Source organism: Virgibacillus sp. L01 (genome assembly GCF_052246775.1).
GTDB lineage: Bacteria > Bacillota > Bacilli > Bacillales > Amphibacillaceae > Lentibacillus.
The window spans coordinates 128,212-146,427 of the sequence record NZ_JBQQCP010000007.1 but is presented as its reverse complement, the minus strand read 5'-3'; the positions used below and the strand labels follow the sequence as shown (position 1 = coordinate 146,427).

Here is an 18,216-nt window from a genome sequence, read left to right as displayed (position 1 = left end):
TTATTTCTCCTAATTCCGTATGTATATATGTAACATATCACAACATAGGAGCTGAAATCATGATAGGAATCTTAACAACTACTATTTTATCATTCATATTATATGTGGTACTAGCTGGTATCCTAATTGCAAAGAATAATAAATCCCGAGTAGTTACAAGTAAAATTGCAGGAATAGTTTTTGCGGTCCTGTTTATAATCGGTGGAATTATGAATTACTTTATTCTGCTGCCAATTACCGTACCAAATATGGTGATTTCTAATATTGCGATAGCTGGTGGAGGAATCTTTTTGGTATATGGAATGACCTCCACCAAACTTCAAAAGAAGGCGAAAGGAACATATGAATCCATATTAGGACTAATTATTATCCTTGCTGTATTGGCTGTTCCAACCATAATTGTATTAGGAATTCTTACACTGGATGACACGTATGAATCAATTGAAAAGGAAGATGTCGAAGAAGCAAAACCATTGGATGAGGATGCTACACCAATAGCAGTATCACCAGAAGTCGCGCGTAATAAAATTCAAAAATCGATGGGTGTTGTTCCTAACACACAATTTTACGATCTAGGCAAATTACAAGTTCAAAAGATCGATGGTCAAATTAAGTTTGTGGCTCCCCTTGAGTTCACAGGTTTTTGGAAGTATTTTCGTGGTAAAGAAACGGAAGGCTTTTTCACCATATCTGCTACCAACATTAATGCTCAGCCAGAATTTATCGATAGTAACATGAAGTACACCAATTCCAGTTACTTAAACCATAATGTTCAACGTACTATATATGGTGCTTTCCCAAACTATATTCCAAGCGGTGAAGCTCAAATCGAAGTTGACGAGGATGGTAAGCCATGGTATGTTCAAACGTTATATCAGCCAATCGCCATAACGAACAAACCGGATATGCAAAATCTGCATGTTGCTATTGTTGACCCTGTTACGAGTGAAGTAAGTAAATACAAAACAAATGAAGCCCCGGATTTTGTCGATGGATCAGTTAGTTCTGATGTTGCGACAGATGAAAATGAGTATTTCGGTAAATATGTCCACGGATGGTTAAATTCTATCTTTGGAAAAAAAGATGTTAAAATACCGAATGAATCAGGTACTGAAAGCAGTGTAACTCCTATTTTTGATGAACAAGGAGATATGCATTACTTTACTGATATGGCATCACCAAGGGAAAATATTGACTCTGCATTAGGTTATACACTAATAAATGCTCGTACAGGTGCGCTAACCTATTACAATGGAAAGAAAAACAATGGAATTATGGACAGTAAAGGTGCAAAAGAAATCGTAAACAAACAGTATCCGGAGAAAAACTGGACCGGATCTATGCCGATACTCTATAACATTGACGGTAATCCAACATGGGTTGTTAACGTGCTGGATCCGAATGGTTTATTCAAACAGTATGCATATATCAAAGCGGGTGATGCGGACTTTGTTGTGTTTGGTGAAACAGCGAGAGAAACATTAGAGGCGTATCGGCTGCAGCTTGCTCAGGATCCAAGTAATGTTGAGGCATCCGATGAGTCAGCACTTGAGACTATTAGTGGCGAAGTTAACCGTGTATTAGTGACATCAACGCAGAAAACTGGTCAAGTCATTCAATTCCTGTTAAAAAATGACCAGACAATTTATACCATTAATGCTGGAAAAGAACCACTTGCCTTATTCCTGCAAGCAGGAGATAACGTAGAACTCAAAGCAAACATACGGGATAATGGAACTGGTATTGTTGATTCAATAGAAATTGATCAATTGCCGAAGTAAGGAAGCTGTTTTTTTAAATGCATAAAATGAGGCTAAGACAAAAGTGTTTTAGTCAAAGTAAAATCCGAACTATGATTCGAAAATTCTTGAAAAAGAATTCGAATCAGTTCGGATTTTTTTGTTACTGATTAGATTTTAAGTGCGAAGTAACATGGAAAAATAGCTGATTGTTATGACGCCGCTTCGGAAATACACTACGCTTTCCGTGGGCGTGCTGATGAGCCTCCTTGCTCCTACGTCGCTACGTAGTCTCATTTAGGCCTCAGCTCCCACAGGAGTCTACGTGTATTTCCTCCACTGGGTTTTGCTCACTTTAACCTGTAAATTAATCAATGCTTATTAGTCATAGGGAACACTTCAGCGTGTAATCAGGAAATCTCTATCAGTGTAGGCAGAATACGTAGACTCCTATGGGAACAGCACGTTCCGAAGACCTCGGAAGAAGCGTTCTGTGTTTCTGAGGAGGCTGAGGTCGTACCCATGGAAAGCGAAGTATTCTGCCGAAACGTATTTAAGCTCCCAACCATCATTAGACTAAAGAAAAACTTCGCTACTTAGCATTTCACATCAACTACGTATAAGATCCCACCATTGAAAATGAACGTTCTAAACATCCTATCCTGGTATTATTCGTATTTAAAAATGGAAAGTTTTAGTTATGTCCCGGCCACATCTTTTTTATTTCCCTTGCATTTCTTCCACTAATACCGAAAGTTCTTCCCAGCGTTCCATTTTTGCCTGTAGCTTATCTTCAGCTTCCTGCTGCTGCTCATAGAACTTTTGTACTTTTTCAAGATCACTTCCTGCGTTATTAATACCTTCCTGAATCACCTCAATGGAAGCTTCCAACTCGGTTATCTCATCCTCAATTGTTTCCCATTCTTTCTGTTCTTTATAGGACATCTTTTTCCGATTCTGTTGCTTTCTAGGTTTTTCCTTAACAGAAGCAGACGATTGTGACTCTTTTTGTTTTGTTGCATGTTCCAGAAACTCGCTGTAATTTCCCTTATAACGCTCAATGGATTCATTATTTTTAAAAACCAGTAAATGATCAACAACACGATCCAAAAAATACCGATCGTGCGAAACAGTAACTACAACACCAGGGAATTGGTCTAAATAGTCCTCAAGTACGCCTAACGTTTGTGTATCCAAATCATTTGTTGGCTCATCCAAAAATAATACATTAGGCTCGGTCATAAGGACTTTCAGTAAATACAGGCGTCGTTTCTCCCCACCTGAAAGTCTGCTAATATACGTCCACTGCTCAGAACGTGAGAATAGGAACCGCTCCAGCATTTGTTCGGCAGTAATTTCTTCGCCACCTTTTGTATGAACTACTTGGGCAACTTCCTTAATGTAATTTATTACCCGCATACTCGTATCAAGTTCTTCCTCCCCCTGGGTATAGTAGCCAATTTTTACCGTTTCGCCAATTTCAACTTCTCCTTGATCAGGGAGAACCCGTTCAGCCATGATATTCAATAACGTTGTTTTTCCAGAACCATTCGGACCAATAATACCAAGACGTTCTCCAGGAACAACCAGATAATCAAAGTCATGTATCAGTTCTTTGCCTTCATATGATTTCTCAATCCCCTGCACTTCAATAACCTTTTTGCCCAGACGGGTAGAGCCCACTTGGAATGAAACATTTTGTTTACTGGTATTGAAGTTCTTTTCCTGCATGTCATTCACACGTTCAATACGTGCCTTCTGCTTGGTTCCCCGGGCTTTAGGTCCACGTTTGAGCCAGGCAAGCTCTCTTTTCAGCGTATTTTGGTGTTTTACCTGATCACTAGCCTCAAGAGCCTCACGCTCTGCCTTTTTCTCCAGAAATAATTCATAGTTTCCTTGATATACATATAGATTGCCGTTATCGAGCTCATAGATATGATTTGTTACACGGTTTAAAAAGTAACGATCATGGGTGACAAGCAGCAATGCTCCTTTATAGGTAACTAAAAACTTCTCAAGCCACTCAACTGTTTCATTATCCAGGTGGTTTGTCGGCTCATCCAAAATCAATAAATCTGCAGGCTGAATAAGTGCTTTGGCAATAGCCACGCGCTTTTTCTGCCCCCCGGATAATTCAGTAACATTTTTATGAAAGTCAGTAATTCCCAGCTTTGTCAGAACTGTTTTGGCAGAAGTGTTAGCCTCCCATGCTTCCTGTTCATCCATTTGCTGTTGCATTTTGAGCAATTGAGATTGGGCCTTTTCACTAGCTGAGTCTTCTTCCAAGGCCTGAAGAGCTGTTTCATATTCCCGCATAACCTTCATTATTGTTGATTCACCATAATATATTTGTTCAATTACTGTCAGGTTCGGATCAAGTTCCGGATCCTGTGCCAAATACTCAATTTGGTAATCTTTGGCATGTTTAATCGCCCCTTTTTCAGGTGTATCCATTCCTGCAATCACCTTTAAAAAAGTTGATTTCCCAGTGCCGTTTACGCCAATCAGACCAATTCGGTCATTTTGTGTAATTGTACATGTAACATCCTGAAACAATAATTTATCGCCATATGATTTATATAAATTTTCGATAGTGAGCATAACATTACCTTCCTATTGTTGAATCCTCGTCACCTTTACGATCTTTCAGTATCTTCTTCAAAAAAATAATGATTAAAAATAATAGCCACGATGTTCCCATATAAAATATTAACTTGCTTACCTGATCCATTTCTGAGAAAAAGAAAGCCATCCCTATCCATATAACACCTACACCCAAGATTTGGTAGCCTAAAAATTTAATATCTATCTCCCCTTACAAAAATAATTCAGATGCCGGCTGTCAGTCAACTTCAATTTCCTTCACAACATTCGCAGTCTCAATTGCCGCTACTGCTGCATCTGCACCTTTATTACCTGCTTTTGTACCTGCACGCTCAATAGCCTGTTCAATAGTTTCAGTCGTTATTATACCAAAAATCACAGGTTTACCAGATTGGGATGATGCATTAGAAACACCTTTTGCCGCTTCACTGCATACATAATCAAAATGCGGAGTGGATCCACGGATAACAGTCCCAAGCGTTATAACTGCATCATAGTTATTATTCATCGCCATCTTTTGGGCAACTAAGGGGATTTCAAATGCACCCGGAACCCAAGCTACATCAATATTCTCTTCATGTACACCATGTCTTTGAAGCGTACCAACAGCACCGTCCAGTAATTTACTTGTGATAAAATCATTGAAACGTGCGACAACTATTCCTACCTTCAGATCTGTACCAACTAGCTTTCCTTCAAATGTTCTCCCCATTATCATCGTCTCCTTTAATTATTATGAAAGTTGAATAAGTGGCCCATTTTATCAAATTTTGTATGCATGTATCTTTCGTTTTCTTTTCGTGTGCCAGTTTGGATTGGAACACGTGCTCCGATTTCTATTCCATACGACGAAAGTGCCGTCATTTTTTTCGGATTGTTGGTTAATAAATCAACCTTTTTCACACCTAAGTCCTTTAGAATTTGTGCACTTAAATCATATTCCCGTAAGTCCGGTGCAAATCCTAATTGTTCATTTGCCTCAACCGTATCCATTCCAGCATCTTGCAGCTGATATGCTTTTAGTTTATTAATTAGTCCGATTCCCCGGCCCTCCTGGCGCATATATACTAAAACACCTGCACCAGCTTCATTAATCTTATTCAATGCTTCGTGTAACTGTGGCCCGCAATCACAACGGTAGGAACCAAATATATCGCCAGTCAGACATTCTGAATGAACCCTTGCCAGTACCGTCGCATCAGAGTGAATATCACCTTTAACGAGCGCAACATGCTCTTTATCATCAAGATCATTTGTATAGCCGTATACTTTAAACATCCCGAATTCAGTAGGCAAAATTGTCTCAACAGCACGAGTCACATGAACTTCATTCTGTTTTCGGAAAGCCTTCAAATCTTCAATTGTGATGAATTTGAGGTCAAATTTCTCAGCCATTTCCTTCAAATCAGGAACACGTGCCATTGTTCCATCATCATTGATTATTTCACATATTACACCAGAAGGAAAAGCTCCACTTAACACTGCCAGATCTACCGATGCTTCTGTATGACCAGGACGAGTTAATACGCCTCCATCCTTAGCAACCAGTGGAAATACATGACCAGGCTGTTTAAAATCAGCCGCTTTGATTTCTGGATCAAGCAATGCCCTAATCGTCTTGGAACGTTCTGCCGCACTAATACCTGTTGTTGTATCAACATGATCAATACTTACGGTAAATGCAGTTCCCAATGGATCACTACTCTGGCTTGTCATCATAGGCAAATTGATTTTTTTGGCTAAATCCGCTTTGATTGATGTACATACTAACCCTTTTGCATGGGTGATCATAAAGTTAATAACTTCAGGTGTAGCCTTTTCAGAAAGGGCAACAAGGTCTCCCTCATTTTCTCTATCCTCATCATCAACAACGATTACTGGTTTTCCTGCTTGCAGATCTTTTAACGCTTCCTCTATTTTGTTAAACATAGTCTCCACTTCCTTTGCTTAAATAAGTCCATTTCTATTTAGGAATGCTTGATTAAAACCATCTTTATGATCGTCTAATTGATGATTAAGTAAATTTTGCACATGTTTTGCGAGCATATCACATTCAATATTCACCACATCACCCTCGTCTTTTTCCCCTAGTACAGTTTCTTCTACAGTATGCGGGATAAGCGATATCGTAAATGCACTTTGCCCAACGTCAAATACTGTCAAGCTAATACCATCTACAGCAACAGAGCCCTTCATCATGAAATATTTCACTAGTTCTTCCGGAATCTCAATATCATAATAAATAGCATTTTCCTGCTTTTGTTTCCGAGTGATTTTTCCAGTGCCATCAACATGGCCAGATACAAAGTGTCCGCCAAACCGGCCATTTGCAGCCATTGACCTTTCCAGGTTAACCTTTGATCCTTCTGTTAACGCATTTAATGAAGTTGATTTTATCGTTTCGGGCATAACATCGACTTGGAAATTAGTTGAAGAATAATTCGTGACCGTTAAACAGATTCCATTTACTGAAATACTGTCGCCAACATGAACATCTTCCATAATTTTAGCGGAACTTAACGTCATTTCCACTGACTGCTCAGAAACACGTTTCATTTTTTCAACGGTGCCCATCTCTTCAATTATTCCTGTAAACATCTGCTTCTTCCTTTCTCGGTTCCGCAATAATTTTTATATCCTGACCAATCATTTCTACATTCGTAATATCCAAGGGAAATGTATCTGCCATCGATTGAAATCCATTACCCTCAATGGATGTTGGAGCTGTTTTACCACCAATTAACTTCGGAGCCATATAGGCTAATAATTGATTAATTCGCCCATTTTCTAAAAAAGAACCATTAACCGTAGATCCACCTTCCACAAACAATGACATTATTCCTTTAGACCCTAAATCATACAGTACATTTTCAATAGTTAATTGCTCCAATTGAATAACGTCAACCCCGCTTTTCTCCTTAAATGACGCGATTGCTTTCTCCGTGACACTTTTCCCGGTGAAAAGCCATGTACCTGCTGCTTGATCATTTAAAACAGCAGCATCTAATGGTGTGCGGAGTGACGTATCCAGAATAACTCGAGTTGGGTTCTTCCCACCATTTGGGATGCGCGTTGTAAGACTTGGATTATCAGCAATGATAGTTTCCACACCAACAAGAATTGCATCATGTGTATGTCGATAGTGATGTACATCGAGTCTTGCCGCTTCTCCAGTTATCCATTTGCTGTCACCAGTTACAGTGGCCGTTTTGCCATCTAAACTAACGGCAGATTTCATTGTGACATAAGGAGTTTTGGTATTTGTATAATGAAAAAAAACACTGTTTATCTCTGCAGCTTCTTTCGCCGCGACACCAAGTTCCACTTCTATACCTGCAGCCTGCAGCTTTTCAATCCCGCGTCCAGCTACTTTTTCATTCGGGTCTGTAACAGCTATGACTGCCCGATTAATTCCTTTTTCAACAATCAGCTCAGCACAAGGCGGTGTTCTGCCATGGTGACTGCAAGGTTCAAGGGTGACATAAATCGTCGCACCTTTTGCCTTATCACCTGCCATATGAAGTGCATGCACTTCTGCGTGTGACTCACCCGCTTTTAGATGTGCACCAAATCCTAGCATTTCTCCATTTTTGACAACTACAGAGCCCACTGGAGGATTAGGACTTGTTTGCCCAGATACTGTTCTTGCAAGATTTAAAGCAATATTCATATAATATTCATCGTTCATCTCTAGATCCTCCCTATAATAACCAATTAAAAATGCCTCTGAATAAGCTTCAGAGGCAAAAGGGTAGAATTTTTAGTATAGCGCATCTTCAAAATGTTTGACTAAAAATGAATACAATAAAAAACTTGGCTTGTCGACAAGCTTTTAGTTACACTGATGCAGTATGAAAGTATTCAGACTTTCTTAACTGTCACATAACATTGCCTTATCATTTTTAGTAAAACATGCGAACTACCTGAAAAATTCCTTCTCCCATCCAGACTATAACTGTCGGCTCTGGAGTTTCACCAGATCCACCGCTTGGTTTAAAAACCGCACGGGTCACGGACTAAGAAGTATGTACTTCATCACCGTCGATTGGGAATTTCACCCGACCCCGAAGGAATATTACGTATTTAGTTTCAAAGATAGTATAGCACTGAACATTTTGGAAATGCAAAAATATAGCTTACCGTATACCTCTTACCATTACAATCGTACAACAAAAGAAGAAAGTGGTATTAAATTTTTAAAAAATGAATGCCACTTTTTTAGTCTGGGATTCGATTGTAGAGTAGAACTACATATAAAGAAAATTTTTGCAGGAAAACTGTTCAAAATGCCGAACTACTTATAAAAGGAGTGTTTGACATGACTAGCAATAACGAAAGAGAAATCACAGAATCTGTTTTACTTTGCAATAAAAATGGATGATTAAATAAAGAATGTATTGGCTGGGCAAGAAAACCATTGATTACTTCAAATCTATCAGGACACTATATGCGAAAGAAAAAATGGAATTATTGGTGTGTGTTTGGTAGGGAAGCCATGTTTTCAGCTACAATCAGCCATCTTGATTATTCCGTAGTGTGTTTTGTCTATTTCTTAGAATATGAAACAAACAACTTTTATGAGAAAACTTTTTTAGTACCCTTTGGAAAGAACTATACAATGCCTGAAGAAGTTCAAGATTCTGTTGAGGCTATACATAAAGACATGGGGCTATTTTTTATATGGAATAAAGATCATGTAACATTAAAAGTTAGCAGCACTGACTTCGGTGGTGATGAATTAAAAGCGGATATAAAAATTCACTATCCCGAAAACCTGGATACATTAAATGTTGTAGTCCCTTGGAGTAATGATAAGTTTCAGTTCACTGCAAAGCAAAATTGTCTTCCTGCTGAAGGAAGCTTCTCTGTCAGTGATAAAACTGGGACCTTTAATCCTGAATCAGACTTTGCAGTACTCGATTACGGCCGGGGGGGGCTAGCCAAGAAAAAGTACATGGAACTGGGGGATGGCATCCGGGCGACAGGGTCAGGATGTAATTGGATTGAATTTTGGCGGACAATGGACAGATCATACCGGCTCAACGGAGAATGCCGTTATTTTAAATGGCAACATCACTAAAATAAGTGAAGATGTAACGTTCATCTATCATTCCAATAATTATATGAAACCTTGGGGGATTCAGTCAGACAGTGTCCGTCTAACTTTCAAACCATTTTTTGAACGAACCGCCAAGTCTAATGTGCTGGTCGTGAAATCGGAAGTCCATCAGGTTGTTGGTCATTATTATGGAGAGGTTTCACTTAATAATGACGAAACGCTGGTCGTTGATGGGCTCTTAGGCTGTATTGAAGAACATAAAGCTACGTGGTAAGGAATGATTACGCTCTTTCCGCGGACGGATAACCAGTTCATACAAAAAATAACTGCTGAAAACTGAAAAAATCCGTTGAAAACTGAATAGACTTGGCTGGATACTGAATTATCCTACAAAACGACAGATAAAGACTGAATAATTGCCGTGAAGACTGAATCCGGCTTTTCTGATCTATGATTGGATGGTAATTTGTGGGAATACCGTGGAAAAACGGGCTAGCGAGACCCGTTGAGAAGGGTTGTACGACCATCCAACCCACAAGCCACAATTCGTTTCACCCATTGCCCCTGTTACGCAAACGGCAACGTAAACCAGAAAGTGTTTTTATTTTTTTCAGAGGTTACACCAATTTCCCCGCCATGTCGGTCTACTATTTCTTTGGCTATCGCAAGCCCTAGGCCGCTGCCACCTATATCGCTGCTTCTGGATGTATCAAGCCGATAAAATCGTTCAAATATTTTTTCCTGTTCTTGTTCTGGGATAAAACCACTTGGACCACATACAGCAATTTGATAAACAGATTTTTGTCGTTCGCCATGAACAGTAATTGCCCCTTCACCATTGTAGTAATGGATAGCGTTCTCCAAGAGATTACTGATAATTTGCTGAGTACCTTCCTCATGAATAAGTAAAGTACATGAGGGGACATTTACAGACAAGGCAATATTTTTTTCATCCAATTGCAAGTTAAACATCGCAGCACATTGACCAACTAGAGTAGTAATATCAACTTCTCTATTTTTGGTATAAGTTTGCGAATTGGCAAAATCCCATTCCTTAAGTTGTTCCAGTTGCTCCATCATACCTGTGAGACGCCGTGACTCCTGATACAATGACTTGTACAGCTTCTGGGTCCCCTCGATATCACCTCGCTCCAATGATTGAAGATATCCATTTAAATTGGTTAATGGTGTTCGAAATTCATGTGATAGATCAGAAACAAGCTTTTGGCGATTCTGATCATTCATATGCAACTGTTGAATTAGAGCATTAAACTGGACAGCAAGCTCGCCTACTTCATCCTGGGATGTCACCTCAACAGGATCGGGATAGTTGCCTTTTTTTAATTGCTTCGTAGACTCTATTAAGCTGCGAATTGGCTTTATCAGTTTCTTGGTCATATAAAAATGCAATAAACTACCCGTAACAATCGCTGTAATAATAAATATCCACAAATAATTGAATAATGTTGCATTGAATTGCTCCTGGCGTTGTTCTTCTAGCCCGCCCATGGCATCCATTAAAAAACATGCCGTATTATAAATTGCAAGTCCACTGACGACAATTGCAGAAGCAACAACAAGAAAATTCAACGCAGATAAGCGCCAAAGAAATCCTTTTGGTAACCTTGACTTGATCTGATTACGTATTGACAAACATATACCCCATTCCCCGAACAGTCTGGATGCGCTTTGGTTTGGATGTATCATCCTCAATCTTTTCCCGCAGCTTTTTGATATGTGCATCTATCGTACGCTCCAGCACTGTATGATCTGCATATGGATAGATTTGCATGACTAATTGCTCACGGCTGAGTACCATGTTTGGGTTTTGCATAAATAAATACAGCAGATCAAATTCATACTTCGTTAGCTTAATTGATTTATCGTAAAGAAGCACTTCACCTTTTCGCGGCTTAATACACAACCCCTCATGTACAATTTTTTGGCAAAATTGACCTGTCCGTCGCAACACCGCTTCAACGTGTGCCATGAGTTCATCCGGGTCAAATGGCTTCGTGACATAATCATCTGCCCCCATTTTCAATCCCTCAATCTTATCTTCAATCTTTGCTTTCGCTGACAGCATAATAATGGAAACTTCATTACGCTCCTGTTCTCGAACCCATGCACAGAAATCTTCACCACTTACTTTAGGCAACATTAAATCAAGGATAACCAAGCAAGGATGGTATTCTAAAAAAACAGTTTTCGCTTCCTCACCATCAGCTGCTTCTATCACGTCATAATCATTTTTTTCCAAGTGTATTTTTACCAGTTCACGAATCATCGGATCGTCTTCTACGACTAGAATACTTTGTTTCATCTAAAACACCTCTTGTCTATTTTAAGCTATAAAGAGGATCTATTTCATCTTTTCAAATTCCTGAACCATTAGTTCATAATTCATGGCACCTAATGCCTTATACTGAATTCTTCCGTTCGAATTAATCATAAATGATGAAGGGATAGGTTGTATCTGATATTGATTTGCTACTTTCACTGTTTCATCCATTAATACCGGAAATGTCAGTTCAAATTTTTCGACAAACTCTGTGACATCACTTTTCGTGCTTTCTGTTTCAGTAAGATTAATCGCTAAAATAGTAATATCTTTATTTTGATGAAACTTCTCCATATCAGGCATCTCCGCGCGGCACGGTGGACACCAGGTCGCCCAAAAGTTCACCATAACCCGCTGACCACGATAATCAGATAGCTTTACAGTATCACCATTTAACGTGGTAAGTTCAAAATCTGGTGCGATATTCCCTACTTCAAGGCCTACCTTATTATTATCTTCGCTATCCTCATTTGAGCTATCCTCATTCGCATTTTCCTCTGTTGAATCTTTCTCTACAACATAATCTCCACTATTAGCCGTATCCTTAGAGCTGTTTATTACATCGTATACTGCCCAGGCAAACATTCCGGTAATAATAACGATTATAATTGTTTTTTTCATATGATAACCTCCAATTCCTATCCTAAATTAGCTAACCACGTATCCTGAACGAGCTTAAGCAGAAAATTTGAAATACGTGTCATTTGACCAGTAAACAGAAGTACCCCCATAAGAATCATGATTGCTCCTCCTGCCTTCATGATCTTCTGGCTTTGGCGTACAATCCAGCGTGTTGACCCAAGGAAAAACGTTAAAATCAGAAATGGCAGTGCAAAACCTATTACATACATAATCGTATAAAGAGAGCCCTGAGTCGGGTTACTTGCTGCAACAACCAATATTGATGCAAAAATAGGACCAATACACGGTGTCCATCCTGCCGCAAACCCCATACCAACAAAAACAGTTCCTAGATAGCCAACTGGTTTTTTCGTAAAGCGAAGTCTCTTTTCTTTCATAAATGATGTAATATTAAGCCACCCAGCAACAAACAGCCCCATTACAATGATAAATATACCTGCAATTCGCTGGATGAATAATCCGGATTCTCCTGTCAGCATTCCTTGAATCCATTGACCCAAAAATGAAACCCCAATACCTAAGCCTATGAATACCGTTGATACACCTAATAAGAAGAACAAAGAATGAATCAATAGTTTACTTCTAATCCTGATATCATTGTTATTTTCCAGCTCTTTCACACTCATCCCGGTAATGTAAGAAAGATATGCCGGAAAAATCGGCAGTGTACAAGGAGAGAGGAATGATAGAATCCCAGCTCCCAACGCCAGCCAAATTGTCAAATCCGCAGCAGCACCCATCATGACACCTTCTTTCTATTATGATAATTCAACAATGCAAAGCTCATTATAAAAATAGTGATTAAAAACCAGCGAGCCATCATATAGCCAAATAACGTTGTAAATGGCAGGAAGAAAGTTAGAAGCAATTGCCCCAAACTCCAGCCAACAAAGAAGCAACCCGCTGCAACACGAGCTGATACCACCTCATGCACAAATATATAGATGAAAATCAACACCGTGAGTAATACCAGGTGCCCCCATGCTAAGCTGCTTCCGTTCCAGGTAATCTCGATGAATTCATAAACGAAAGATGCACCTAGGAAAACTGGAACAAACGATGCCAGTATTGGAATTGTATCGATCTTTTTGCGCTTTGCCTTATAGCCAACGTTTAGCAGTAGAATGAAAGCTGCAACATAAAAGGCGTGTGAATTACTTGGGTACGCTAGTATGGCGAGTGGATCTTTTACGAATACTGCTAAGTTTAAGAGGATCTTTCCAACCCATATAAAAATGACAAAATTAATAAGTAATGATATTATTTCTTCCAAATGTTGCTTTTTCATTGTTTTTGTTAACGGGCTGATTATGTAAAAAAACATTAATCCTGCAAGAACACTTACTACAATGATTGCGACGTTAGTTAATACCCAAGCTGATGGCATAGTACAACCTCCATGTTTCCATTTCTATATTAATTATAAAGAAGTTTTGTGAAAGTTTGATGAAAGTATTAATCTTGTTTGAAAAAATTCTATTTGGAGTTTATACAAATAATTACAGAATACATACAAATGCTATAATACTGGTAAAATAACAGAAATAGAAGGAGTGGTTCAGATGCAGTTACCAAAAGGATCAACCAATTGTATTACCGATGTTGGGGGTGTACTGGTTGGACATGTAACGTTGTACGAAAAACTGAATGAACAGGATACGGTTTGTACTGGTGTTACAGCTATACTGCCCCATGCAGGTAATATTTTCTCGAACAAGATTCGTGCAGCAAGCTCCGTTATTAATGGATATGGAAAAACTGCAGGTCTTGTACAAGTAGAAGAGTTAGGCTTACTTGAATCACCAATTATGCTTACCAATACGCTCAGTGTAGGATCCGTTTGGCAAGGGACACTCCAATATATGCTCAATGAAAATAAAGAAATTGGCGACTCAACAAGTTCACTCAATATTGTGGTAGGTGAATGTAATGATAGCTATCTGAATTCAATTCGACTGCAATCCGTAAAGGCAGAGCACGCGATTCAAGCGATAGAGAGCGCTAACAGTAAACCTGTTGAAGAAGGTGCAGTTGGTGCAGGAAAAGGGATGGTTTGTTTCGGGTATAAAGGTGGAATCGGTACAGCATCACGACTTGCAGAGGCGTACACTGTCGGCTGTCTCGTGTTAAGTAATTTCGGCAAACGGGATGATGCCTTATTCGCAGATTTAGGCAGCAGCGTGAAACTGGATACACCTGATGGATCAATTATGATGGTTATAGCAACCGATGCACCACTATATGATCGACAGCTGAAACGACTTGCTAAGCGATGTGCAGCTGGACTGGGCAGAACTGGAAGTCATATCGACAATGGCAGCGGCGATATAGCAATCGCTTTTTCTACAGCGAATACATATGATCATAATGCAACCGTCGAGTTGGAGAGCATGTCTTTTATTCGTGATGACCATCCTATTATGAATAAACTATTTCAAGCAGTGATTGAAGTGACTGAAGAAGCTGTTATTAGTTCGCTGAAAAATGCTGAAACAACAGAAGGACGAAGTGGACGACTTGTAGAGAAAGCACCGCTTCGTTAATTGTGAACTTTATCGATTTCGCTTAAATCCTGTTGTTAATTAGAAAGAGGCTCTTTTATAAAAGAACCTCTTTGATTAATGCTTTCTTCATGGATACAGCTGAATATGTTTCTGGTAATGTCAGCATGACGAATTTATTGTTAAAGCGATTAATTTCATCTAGTTTCTCTTCAATGGCATTTACTTCTTTTTCCTCCTGAATGTGTTTCGTTGCGCCAATCATTTCATTTATTTGAGAAATAATCGGACGCTCACTTGTTGGGGCATAATTCACGTCATCACATTTTTTCATGTATGTTTCCACAACTTTTTCAGCAAAGCCCTCAGCCAGCAGGTTTTCACGTATTCCCTCTTTAACTAGTGAAGAAAACTGACTAAATTCTTTTTTTCTGAGACTTCCTATAATAAAGTTATAACGTGTGCTGTTATTCATAACGATGCAGTATTTTTTTCGATTGTAGTAAAACATATGTGCATGCCATGAGTACAGTGATTCGTTGTCTGCTATCTGATCCTTAGATGTTTTTATTTTTAATTCATCGGCTAACTTTTTCGTACATTGAATTTGTAAAATGTGAAACACACCTCCTAAGGAATGCTATTTTGATTTTGCAAAAAATGACCCTGGAATATCTGCTTCAAACCGCAGTAACTTACCTGACGTTGGGTGATTGAAGGACAATACCTTTGCATGAAGGCCAAGCCTCCTGATTTCATTTGTTTTGGATCCATACTTTTTATCACCTACAACTGGATTACCAAGATCCTGCATATGAACGCGAATTTGATTTTTCCGCCCGGTTTCCAGCTGAATTTCAACTAATGAAAACTTTTTGTTTGATTGAATTACATTATAATGTGTAATTGCATGCTGTCCGTCATTCTTATTCGAACTGGAATATACCAAATGTGTACTGCTTTCTTTCAGCCACGATGATATGTAGCCTTTCGCTTTTTTCACTTCACCTTCAACAAGTGCAACATATGTACGTTCTTTAACGTTTTCCTTCCAGGCATCCTGCAGGGTTCGCTTAACCTTCTCGTTCTTAGCAAACATCATAACACCTGATGTATCTTTATCAAGGCGATGCACGACAAAGATTCGATTTTGGGGGTCTTCACGGCGCACATACTCCATCAATTGGTGGTGTGCAGTTCGTTCCTTTTCTTTTTCGGTGGCAATAGAAAGTAATCCTGCTTCTTTATTGATGACGATGATATCTTCATCTTCATGAACAATACGCATACCAATTAATGCGCTCTCTTTAACAGAAGCCTTATTTTTTAAAATAGTAACGGATTGTCCTGGGTGGAGTGTATAATTATACTGTGTCTCCATATGCTCATCGACAGTTACCTGGCCGCGCGCAAGGATTGACTTAACCGAGTTCCTGCTGCGGTTGGGCATGACTTTTATCAAAAATTTTAAAAGCTCAATGTGCTCCTCCACTGTGTATACAAGTGATTTCTCGTCTTTCGTGGTTTGCTGGTTTTTAGGCATATACATATGCTCCTCTAATATAATTAATAGCTAATCTTCATCCTTCACATCGGGATCCTCCGGAAGTGGCTCATTCAAGTAATCCTGGAGCATCTTTCGGTAGTTATCCATTTGCTCGAGATGTGTACTAAATTGTTCCTTGTTAATAAGGTATCTGTCTCCATCATAAACAGAGCGTATCCTGCCTTGCAGTACGAACGTTTTAACCTTTGATTCTTCGATTGATAAATACTCGGCTGTTTCTTCGATGGTTAAGTACATATTATTAATTCCCTTTTCAGTGATTTTATTTTGATTAATCTTTTCATAGGATATATCGAGCCCGTTCAGCCAATCAAAATAGCTTGCTTTGCATCATTTTGTTCAAAGGCATACCATTCATCATCAATTCCAAGTTCAATAACCTTGTCTTTGAAATTTCGAAATGGCTTTCTACGGTTCAGTACATCGATCAATTTCTCAGCTGTAGTAGATTCCTGTTTTTCTGCAAATCAACCATTGAATCATATGCTTTATTTGACGTAATTTGTGGAACTGGTAAAAGATTATCCGTCGCGTCCTCGTCATCCCTTTTAATCTCTGGTTCGCCTGTTATTGATTCAGGGCATCCATTAGAACTTGTCCGTTATCTGTATCTAACACATATTTTATTTCAAAGTCGTTGTACAAATACGCATCAATTAACTTGTCGATTAAATCCATGTTCTCTTCTCCTAACCTGCCAGTACATCGTGATATGCAGGCGTTTTCTCCATTTTATCTTTGGCATACGAGCATGTTGGGTTAATTTTCTTTCCCTCTTCCCGTGCAAACGTAACGACTTTATCTACGAGTTCCCCTGCTACACCTTGTCCACGAAGTTCATCTGATACATACGTATGGTCAACTATTAATACATTGTCACCTGATGGCTCAAATGTGATTTCACCTAATGGATTCTGTTCATCTTCACCGACATAAAATTTATTATTCCCTTTCTTAATTGCAGACATTAATTAGCCTCCTCTGAATTATGTTCCTGTGATACCGTTTGCTTCTTTTTTTTAAAATTATTAAATAGTACTTCTACTTTATTGAATGCCCACTGCAATGCTAAGCCTTGTATTGCAATCCCTATTATAGATATTCCTGTTAAAATCCATATTGAAACCTGACCCTCGATTTCAAAGACCCGATGACCGAAAAACAGCAGATATCCAATAATTACATACAATGCATCATAGTATGCGACAATCGAGCTTTCCAGATTCCAAATAACAAAAGATGCTGCCACCATTAATGAGAGAAGTATTGATACAATTAGTGATTTGGATTGAAAAGTCAGTTTTTCCACATACGGCGCAATGTAGTACTTTGCAATGGTTTTGATTCGGAATAAGTAGATGACCCTTACCACCCGGGCAACCTGGAAAAATTGATCAAACGGGATAATAGCTATTAGAAGAAATGGATTTTGTTTTATGAAGTCCCACTTCTTCTTTGCAGTCAGTAAACGAAAGAAGAAATCGATAAAAAAGACACCCCATACAATCCAATTGATTGTTGAACTGTACGTGTTTTGAGTCCATAATGTAATGATTGTCAGCATAACGAGCAGAATCATAATACTCTCATATGCTATTTTCGCCATTTTCTGCATAACATATCCCTCTTCAAGTTTCCTCTTAACCTATTATATTAGAAAAAGCGAAGAAGTGTAACCCTGACAACTTTTTAATGACAACCTCGGGCCATCATAGAAAAAACTCCGATAAATCTCCAGCCAAAAACTGGATGCTTATCGAAGC

At 38.9% G+C, this 18,216-nt stretch carries 21 protein-coding genes and 1 riboswitch; of the genes, 4 read left to right on the top strand and 17 right to left on the bottom strand.

Going from position 1 to position 18,216, the window contains the following annotated elements; translation table 11 throughout:
* Window positions 1-59 precede the first annotated feature (59 nt).
* Window positions 60-1,781 (top strand): DNA-binding protein, encoded by a 1,722-nt coding sequence (locus tag ACTWQM_RS14030; protein WP_443258785.1) that lies wholly within the window; start codon window positions 60-62, stop codon window positions 1,779-1,781.
* A gap of 678 nt (window positions 1,782-2,459) precedes the next feature.
* Here ACTWQM_RS14030 and ACTWQM_RS14025 read toward each other — a convergent pair.
* The 6 genes from ACTWQM_RS14025 to ribD all read right to left on the bottom strand — a co-directional run bounded on the left by ACTWQM_RS14025 (window position 2,460) and on the right by ribD (window position 8,031).
* Window positions 2,460-4,340: an ABC-F family ATP-binding cassette domain-containing protein gene (locus ACTWQM_RS14025; RefSeq protein ID WP_443258784.1), complete on the bottom strand. Its 1,881-nt coding sequence runs from the start codon at window positions 4,338-4,340 to the stop codon at window positions 2,460-2,462.
* A 4-nt stretch (window positions 4,341-4,344) separates the two neighbouring features.
* The gene (locus ACTWQM_RS14020; RefSeq protein WP_443258783.1) at window positions 4,345-4,518 is read right to left on the bottom strand and encodes a hypothetical protein; all 174 of its coding nucleotides are present in this window, start codon (window positions 4,516-4,518) and stop codon (window positions 4,345-4,347) included.
* Window positions 4,519-4,581: 63 nt separating this feature from the next.
* Window positions 4,582-5,055, bottom strand: a complete 474-nt coding sequence (ribH, locus tag ACTWQM_RS14015; RefSeq protein ID WP_443258782.1) for a 6,7-dimethyl-8-ribityllumazine synthase — start codon at window positions 5,053-5,055, stop codon at window positions 4,582-4,584.
* 14 nt (window positions 5,056-5,069) lie between these two features.
* Window positions 5,070-6,272 (bottom strand): bifunctional 3,4-dihydroxy-2-butanone-4-phosphate synthase/GTP cyclohydrolase II, encoded by a 1,203-nt coding sequence (locus tag ACTWQM_RS14010; protein WP_443258781.1) that lies wholly within the window; start codon window positions 6,270-6,272, stop codon window positions 5,070-5,072.
* 18 nt (window positions 6,273-6,290) lie between these two features.
* A complete protein-coding gene (ribE, locus tag ACTWQM_RS14005) occupies window positions 6,291-6,941 on the bottom strand; it encodes a riboflavin synthase (protein ID WP_443258780.1) in 651 nt (216 codons plus the stop codon).
* Window positions 6,922-8,031, bottom strand: a complete 1,110-nt coding sequence (gene ribD, locus ACTWQM_RS14000; RefSeq protein ID WP_443258779.1) for a bifunctional diaminohydroxyphosphoribosylaminopyrimidine deaminase/5-amino-6-(5-phosphoribosylamino)uracil reductase RibD — start codon at window positions 8,029-8,031, stop codon at window positions 6,922-6,924. The genes ribE and ribD overlap by 20 nt, the downstream gene beginning before the upstream one ends.
* Before the next feature lie 240 nt (window positions 8,032-8,271).
* Window positions 8,272-8,419: riboswitch (FMN riboswitch) on the bottom strand.
* Window positions 8,420-8,790: 371 nt separating this feature from the next.
* Here ribD and ACTWQM_RS13995 point away from each other — a divergent pair.
* Both ACTWQM_RS13995 and ACTWQM_RS13990 read left to right on the top strand, forming a co-directional pair.
* A complete protein-coding gene (locus ACTWQM_RS13995) occupies window positions 8,791-9,423 on the top strand; it encodes a DUF2804 family protein (protein ID WP_443258778.1) in 633 nt (210 codons plus the stop codon).
* Complete coding sequence (locus tag ACTWQM_RS13990) at window positions 9,311-9,676, top strand: DUF2804 family protein (protein ID WP_443258777.1); 366 nt, start codon at window positions 9,311-9,313, stop codon at window positions 9,674-9,676. Before ACTWQM_RS13995 ends, ACTWQM_RS13990 begins: the two co-directional genes overlap by 113 nt.
* Window positions 9,677-9,969: 293 nt before the next feature.
* On the opposite strand, the gene ACTWQM_RS13985 is transcribed toward ACTWQM_RS13990, so the two are convergent.
* From ACTWQM_RS13985 to ACTWQM_RS13965, 5 genes are read right to left on the bottom strand one after another with little or no spacing between them, the layout of a single operon-like run.
* Window positions 9,970-11,055 carry a sensor histidine kinase gene (locus tag ACTWQM_RS13985; protein ID WP_443258776.1) on the bottom strand — a complete coding sequence of 362 codons (1,086 nt, stop codon included), beginning with the start codon at window positions 11,053-11,055 and terminating at the stop codon, window positions 9,970-9,972.
* Window positions 11,042-11,725, bottom strand: coding sequence for a response regulator transcription factor (locus ACTWQM_RS13980; RefSeq protein WP_443258775.1), 684 nt, complete (start codon window positions 11,723-11,725; stop codon window positions 11,042-11,044). Before ACTWQM_RS13980 ends, ACTWQM_RS13985 begins: the two co-directional genes overlap by 14 nt.
* 39 nt (window positions 11,726-11,764) lie before the next feature.
* Complete coding sequence (locus tag ACTWQM_RS13975; protein WP_443258774.1) at window positions 11,765-12,364, bottom strand: peroxiredoxin family protein; 600 nt, start codon at window positions 12,362-12,364, stop codon at window positions 11,765-11,767.
* Window positions 12,365-12,381: 17 nt separating this feature from the next.
* Complete coding sequence (locus tag ACTWQM_RS13970) at window positions 12,382-13,125, bottom strand: cytochrome c biogenesis CcdA family protein (RefSeq protein WP_443258773.1); 744 nt, start codon at window positions 13,123-13,125, stop codon at window positions 12,382-12,384.
* The gene (locus ACTWQM_RS13965; RefSeq protein ID WP_443258772.1) at window positions 13,125-13,772 is read right to left on the bottom strand and encodes a hypothetical protein; all 648 of its coding nucleotides are present in this window, start codon (window positions 13,770-13,772) and stop codon (window positions 13,125-13,127) included. The genes ACTWQM_RS13970 and ACTWQM_RS13965 overlap by 1 nt, the downstream gene beginning before the upstream one ends.
* Window positions 13,773-13,947: 175 nt before the next feature.
* On the opposite strand from ACTWQM_RS13965, the gene ACTWQM_RS13960 reads away from it, so the two are divergent.
* The gene (locus ACTWQM_RS13960; protein ID WP_443258771.1) at window positions 13,948-14,928 is read left to right on the top strand and encodes a DmpA family aminopeptidase; all 981 of its coding nucleotides are present in this window, start codon (window positions 13,948-13,950) and stop codon (window positions 14,926-14,928) included.
* Window positions 14,929-14,983: 55 nt separating this feature from the next.
* Here the strand turns inward: ACTWQM_RS13960 and ACTWQM_RS13955 are convergent, their stop codons facing one another.
* From ACTWQM_RS13955 to ACTWQM_RS13930, 6 genes are all read right to left on the bottom strand, one after another.
* A complete protein-coding gene (locus ACTWQM_RS13955) occupies window positions 14,984-15,511 on the bottom strand; it encodes a DUF6933 domain-containing protein (RefSeq protein ID WP_443258770.1) in 528 nt (175 codons plus the stop codon).
* A gap of 15 nt (window positions 15,512-15,526) precedes the next feature.
* Window positions 15,527-16,429 carry an RluA family pseudouridine synthase gene (locus ACTWQM_RS13950; RefSeq protein WP_443258769.1) on the bottom strand — a complete coding sequence of 301 codons (903 nt, stop codon included), beginning with the start codon at window positions 16,427-16,429 and terminating at the stop codon, window positions 15,527-15,529.
* Window positions 16,430-16,459: 30 nt separating this feature from the next.
* Complete coding sequence (locus ACTWQM_RS13945; protein WP_443258768.1) at window positions 16,460-16,690, bottom strand: excisionase family DNA-binding protein; 231 nt, start codon at window positions 16,688-16,690, stop codon at window positions 16,460-16,462.
* A gap of 65 nt (window positions 16,691-16,755) precedes the next feature.
* Entirely contained in the window at window positions 16,756-16,884 is a 129-nt protein-coding gene (locus ACTWQM_RS13940; RefSeq protein ID WP_443258767.1) for a hypothetical protein, read from the bottom strand.
* Between the two features lie 258 nt (window positions 16,885-17,142).
* On the bottom strand, window positions 17,143-17,421 hold the full coding sequence (locus ACTWQM_RS13935; RefSeq protein ID WP_443258766.1) for a GNAT family N-acetyltransferase: 279 nt from the start codon (window positions 17,419-17,421) through the stop codon (window positions 17,143-17,145).
* Entirely contained in the window at window positions 17,421-18,068 is a 648-nt protein-coding gene (locus ACTWQM_RS13930; protein ID WP_443258765.1) for a transporter, read from the bottom strand. The genes ACTWQM_RS13935 and ACTWQM_RS13930 overlap by 1 nt, the downstream gene beginning before the upstream one ends.
* Window positions 18,069-18,216 lie beyond the last annotated feature (148 nt).